The organism is Dietzia timorensis, assembly GCF_020742175.1.
GTDB classification, from domain to species: Bacteria; Actinomycetota; Actinomycetes; order Mycobacteriales; family Mycobacteriaceae; genus Dietzia; species Dietzia timorensis_A.
In genome coordinates this window covers 1-4,469 of record NZ_DYXM01000192.1, presented here as the reverse complement: position 1 = coordinate 4,469, position 4,469 = coordinate 1, and the positions used below count along the sequence as shown (strand labels likewise).

Here is a 4,469-nt window from a genome sequence, read left to right as displayed (position 1 = left end):
CGTTCGGCTTCCCGAACCCCATCGTCGGGCTCGTCGGCTTCGGCATCATGCTCGCACTCGGCGTGGCGCTTGCGGCCGGCGCTCGGATCCCCCGCTGGTACATGGTCGGCGCGGTCCTCGGGCTCACATTCGGGATCGGCTGGGTGCAGTGGTTCGCCTACCAGACCATCTTCAACATCGGGGTGTTGTGCCCGTGGTGCATGGTCGTATGGACGGTCATGGCGCCGATGTGGTGGTACACGCTGTTGCACACGATCGGCCGCTTCACCACCGCCGCCTGGGTCCGCACGCTGCGCGCATGGCACCTCATCCCCGTCGTGCTGTGGTATCTGCTGGTCATCGGCACGATCCTCGTCCACTTCTGGGACGTGTACTGGGCGGACTTCTTCGTCCGTACCTTCGGCTAGCTCAAATCCGCACGAACGGACACATCCTTCGTCCCCTTTCGGCCGATACTTGGTCGTATCCCATTCCCTCTCGACGTGAGGAACGATCGTGGCCGCTGATTCGACAACCCCTCCACACACGCAGCCGCGCCGCTCGCGCGTCCGCGTGCACAACATGTTCGTCTCGCTCGACGGCTATGCGGCGGGAAGTTTCGTTTCCCACGACGAGCCGTTCGGCGAGGCCATCGCCCTCGTCCAGGGATTCGATGGCCGCGCGATCGCCGGAATCGACACGCTCGATGGGCCACTGAGCGTCGACCACGCGATGACGAGTCTGTGGGGCCAGGGTATCGGCGTGGAGATCATGGGCAGGCGCAAGTTCGGCCCCCAAGACGGCCCCTGGACCGACGACGACTGGCGCGGCTGGTGGGGCGAGGAGCCGCCATTCGAGACCCCCGTCATCGTCCTCACCCACCACGAACGCGAGCCGATCGAGTTCGACAACGGCACCGTGTTCCACTTCCTCGATGCCGATCCGGCTGACGCTCTGCAGCGCGCTCGCGACCTCGCTCCCGGCACCGATGTCCGGATCGGCGGCGGACCTCGAACGGTGCAACAATTCCTCGACGCGGACCTTATTGATTTCATGCACCTCGTCATCCAGCCGGTCACGATCGGATCGGGCACGCCGCTGTTCCCGGAAGGCCTCTCCCCTGCCGAGAAGTTCGACATCGACAGCGTATCCACCGGCGGGGGCCACACCCACCAGATGTGGAACCGAAAGCAAGAACCCCCAACCCGGGAGTGACGCCGCACCTGCCGTTCCCCTCCGACTTTCGGGGCTCACACCAGCGGGTCAAGTGGCCGGGGTCGGCTCCGGTATGCCACACTTATCGCGGACTGTCCGATGGACGGTTCGGCATTCCGCCGTGGTGTAATGGCAACACTCCTGATTTTGGTTCAGGCATTTCAGGTTCGAGTCCTGGCGGCGGAGCAACCAGCATAAACAACTCATTCAATGGGTTAGCGGTTCCCTCCGGGGCATTTCCGCTTTCGACGCGCCCAAAGCGACTCTCCTCACTTTTCCCGGGCCGACTCTTGAAGTCCGCGCCAACGCACGCGAAAAGCCACCGCGCAACGCACCGGTCCGCGAAGACCAGAGATGCCCAGGAGCTTGTACGAAAGAGGCTCTACGGGTTGACGACGAACAAATCCCGAAGAGACTTGGGCAACTGCGCCAACGTGTCATCAAGCTGATCTCCCGGAACCCAATCGGCTACCGTCGACAGCACAGCCCGTGCGTGGGGTTCAGCGAGTCCCTCATCGGTGAATTCGCTCTCGTCTTGCACCCGCTTGAGAAAGTGCTGGACGTCGATTTGATCAGGATTACCGGCAACCGATTTCCCCGAAGGAGTAAGCAGATCAGGAACCGACTTCAAGAGTTCTGCCATCTGCTCTACGCTCACAGCATCCGCAAGCACTCCAAGCACGACATGCGTCACAGCTTCGGCTTCAGTGTTCGAAGAAAGCTGCGAAGCCTTCTCTCGCACCTGCGTGAGAAAGTCGTCGACGCCGTCGCCTCGTTGAGAATCTGTCAGAGTCATATATCTCCCTTCGTTGTCGACTCTGCGCCCGGTGGCGCAAGCCGTGAGGCTTGACCCTAAGTTCCAAGACAATGAAGCGATTCACCCTTTGGGGTGAAAGATTCACCCCAATGGTTGGTGCTCTACCGACCCAATTGACGAACGGCGGCCCCGAGGAATGCCCGGGCCCGCCGTCACATGGCCGTTTTCAGGTGTCAGTCGCGTCGTGGTGGCGCGGTGCACGCAAGTGCAGTTAAGCCACGCAGTTGTGAGCGAGTGCGCCCACGGCTAGAAGCGCGAGCGCGGTGCCGCCGATCGCCGTGGCTGGCCCCTGAACGTCGGCTCCGATGCTTGCCAGTTGGGCATTGATCTCGGCGATGCGTCGAACACTGTCCTCGTTGTAGATGCCGAGGCGGTGCTGGATGTCGTCGTTGGACTGACTGAGGAAGTGGTCGATTTGTGCCTGTGCTTCTGCAACGCCCGGGAAGTTTGCCCCTGCTGCTGCGATCGGCCCGATGACGAGCAACGGCAATACGATCGCGGCACCGGTGAGGATGCACTGAGGGCTGAGCGTCACGCTTCCCGCGGAGCTTCCGCCCTCCGCACTGCCGAGGGACCCATTTGCCGTAGTGCTTCCGTCGGCGCTTGCAGAGTTCCCCACGCTGCCGAGTGAACCGGTCCCCTGCGAAGAATTGTCACCGTTACCGGAAGCCCCCTCGCTTCCGAGCGAACCGGAGGTCGACGATGTGCCGTCCCAGCTTCCGGAACCCGAGGACGAACCACCGTCCGAAAGGCTTCCGCCCAGGCTGCCACCATCTAGGCTTCCCGATCCGGAGCCAGGGCTTCCCGCGGTATTGCCGATGCGGATGGGCGCCACGTGCCGGTCGCAGAGATCGTCGTTACCGCTTACGTAATTCACTGCCGGATTGTCGTGAAGCCGGAACACGGAGGTGTAGTCGAAGCCATTGGTCCCATGGTCCACGTCGGTGCCGATCCGGAACGGATCTCCGGTCTCGTGGGTCACCGAGCACTTGGCATCACCGTAAAGCCCGTTAATGTCAAAGTCTTTCGAAGTGATGTAAGGACGTCCGTCCGCGGCGACGGAATCGTATAGCCCGCTGGACCTGATAGCACGATATTCGAGGAGCGACTGACAGCCATCGTCGTAGCTGCCGGAGCCTCCACCTTCGTCGAAACAGCGCCAAGTATTCTCGACGCGAACAGGAACATAAAAGTCCGCAGGCACCTGCCCGTCCGGGAACACGGACGTATTGACGTCCGCTTCGATCCGGAAGGTGGTGACACCACCGTGGGCGGCATCAAGCATGTAGTAGTGCAGCGGCGTAAACGGTCGCGTCGTCTTGAACAGTTCTTGTTCTGCGCCTTGATCTTCGTACGTGAAGCCGACATCTCCCTCATCGGATTCTTCGCCAGAAGGGATGATCGCGTGGTCGCCGACAACGGCCTTGGTCTCTGGGATTCGCTCCGACCCCGAACCGTCGGCCTTGGGCATTCCGGTGTAGGTGAACGACACGTTGTCCGTGTACTTCTCGGGAAGCGAAACCAGAAAACCTCTGGAGGTCTGAATGTGGTTGCTGGACTCGACCCCTCGAACGGATACGTCCCACGCCACACGGACGATGTCGCCATGCTTTACCGTCGGCGGCGTAAACAGAGTGGACGTGACTGGTGAGCCGTTGACGGCGATCGCCCGACCCGGCTCGACGTTGACCCCGGCGAGGTACTCAACGTTGTCTTCATAGGCTTGCGCCTGCGCAGCCGGTGGAGCGGCAATCGCAAGAGACGCGGCAATACAGACCGCCGAAAAACCGGCGGTCACTTTTGTGAACAGTGACACTTATCCCCCTTGTTAACGGGCGACCCCCTCAGATACGCCCGATCACTACTGATCAGAATAAGCTTAAGTCACATTCAGGCAACAGTCACTGCGTGACACGCATCACCGGGGGTGGCGACCACCCCTCAAACCCCCATGGACAGCGCTCTAGCGGCGGCCTTCCCGGATTGGCGGGACCACGGCGCGACGTAAGGCCCCTAGCCCACACGAAAATCGCCGCCCCGAGGCAGGGAAGTATTCCGGCGAACATCTACTTCAACCTAAAAGGCGAATTAGAAGACGATAGGCAGCGCGGCGGCCGCAGCGGAAATGACGAGAAGGAAAATCACCGTCCACCAGAGCTCACGCACCTTTGACACGAGAGCCGGGTCGTGCTCGAAGTGAGAAACCTTGTTGGACATATTAACCCCTTTTGTAAAGCGACGTGTTGAAAGACACAGTACATCAAATCGGCCTCAACGCAATGGTCGACAATCGTTCGACCCCAACAGCAGGAATCGACATTCGCGACGGCCTGACAGCCTCATGGAAATGCGCCTATCCGGCGCTTTTTCGGGAATCGGACGTCTTCGGCGATTAGCTTGTCTCGTCAACCAGCGCTATGGTTCTTAGGTCGATCTAAGGGATGTCGTAGGCAATTCC

5 protein-coding genes and 1 tRNA gene are annotated in these 4,469 nt (G+C 60.9%); 3 read left to right on the top strand and 3 right to left on the bottom strand.

Translation table 11 applies throughout. The annotated features are described in order from the left end of the window. From K8V11_RS09865 to K8V11_RS09855, 3 genes are all read left to right on the top strand, one after another. A partial coding sequence (locus K8V11_RS09865; protein ID WP_303913430.1) for a vitamin K epoxide reductase family protein occupies window positions 1-407 on the top strand: 407 nt, incomplete at its 5' end. 154 nt (window positions 408-561) lie between these two features. Further along, window positions 562-1,194, top strand: a complete 633-nt coding sequence (locus K8V11_RS09860; RefSeq protein ID WP_303913433.1) for a dihydrofolate reductase family protein — start codon at window positions 562-564, stop codon at window positions 1,192-1,194. A gap of 115 nt (window positions 1,195-1,309) precedes the next feature. Further along, window positions 1,310-1,380 (top strand) — tRNA-Gln (locus tag K8V11_RS09855). A 196-nt stretch (window positions 1,381-1,576) separates the two neighbouring features. Here K8V11_RS09855 and K8V11_RS09850 read toward each other — a convergent pair. The 3 genes from K8V11_RS09850 to K8V11_RS09840 all read right to left on the bottom strand — a co-directional run bounded on the left by K8V11_RS09850 (window position 1,577) and on the right by K8V11_RS09840 (window position 4,228). Continuing rightward, on the bottom strand, window positions 1,577-1,990 hold the full coding sequence (locus K8V11_RS09850; protein ID WP_303913428.1) for a DUF2267 domain-containing protein: 414 nt from the start codon (window positions 1,988-1,990) through the stop codon (window positions 1,577-1,579). A gap of 232 nt (window positions 1,991-2,222) precedes the next feature. Further along, the gene (locus K8V11_RS09845; RefSeq protein WP_303913426.1) at window positions 2,223-3,827 is read right to left on the bottom strand and encodes a hypothetical protein; all 1,605 of its coding nucleotides are present in this window, start codon (window positions 3,825-3,827) and stop codon (window positions 2,223-2,225) included. A gap of 272 nt (window positions 3,828-4,099) precedes the next feature. Further along, window positions 4,100-4,228 (bottom strand): hypothetical protein, encoded by a 129-nt coding sequence (locus K8V11_RS09840; protein WP_303913423.1) that lies wholly within the window; start codon window positions 4,226-4,228, stop codon window positions 4,100-4,102. Window positions 4,229-4,469: the final 241 nt, after the last annotated feature.

Coding starts and splice junctions, on each gene's coding strand:
- K8V11_RS09860 (WP_303913433.1), top strand. CDS start 562: ATGTTCGTCTCGCTCGACGGCTATGCGGCGGGAAGTTTCGTTTCCCAC.
- K8V11_RS09850 (WP_303913428.1), bottom strand. CDS start 1,990: ATGACTCTGACAGATTCTCAACGAGGCGACGGCGTCGACGACTTTCTC.
- K8V11_RS09840 (WP_303913423.1), bottom strand. CDS start 4,228: ATGTCCAACAAGGTTTCTCACTTCGAGCACGACCCGGCTCTCGTGTCA.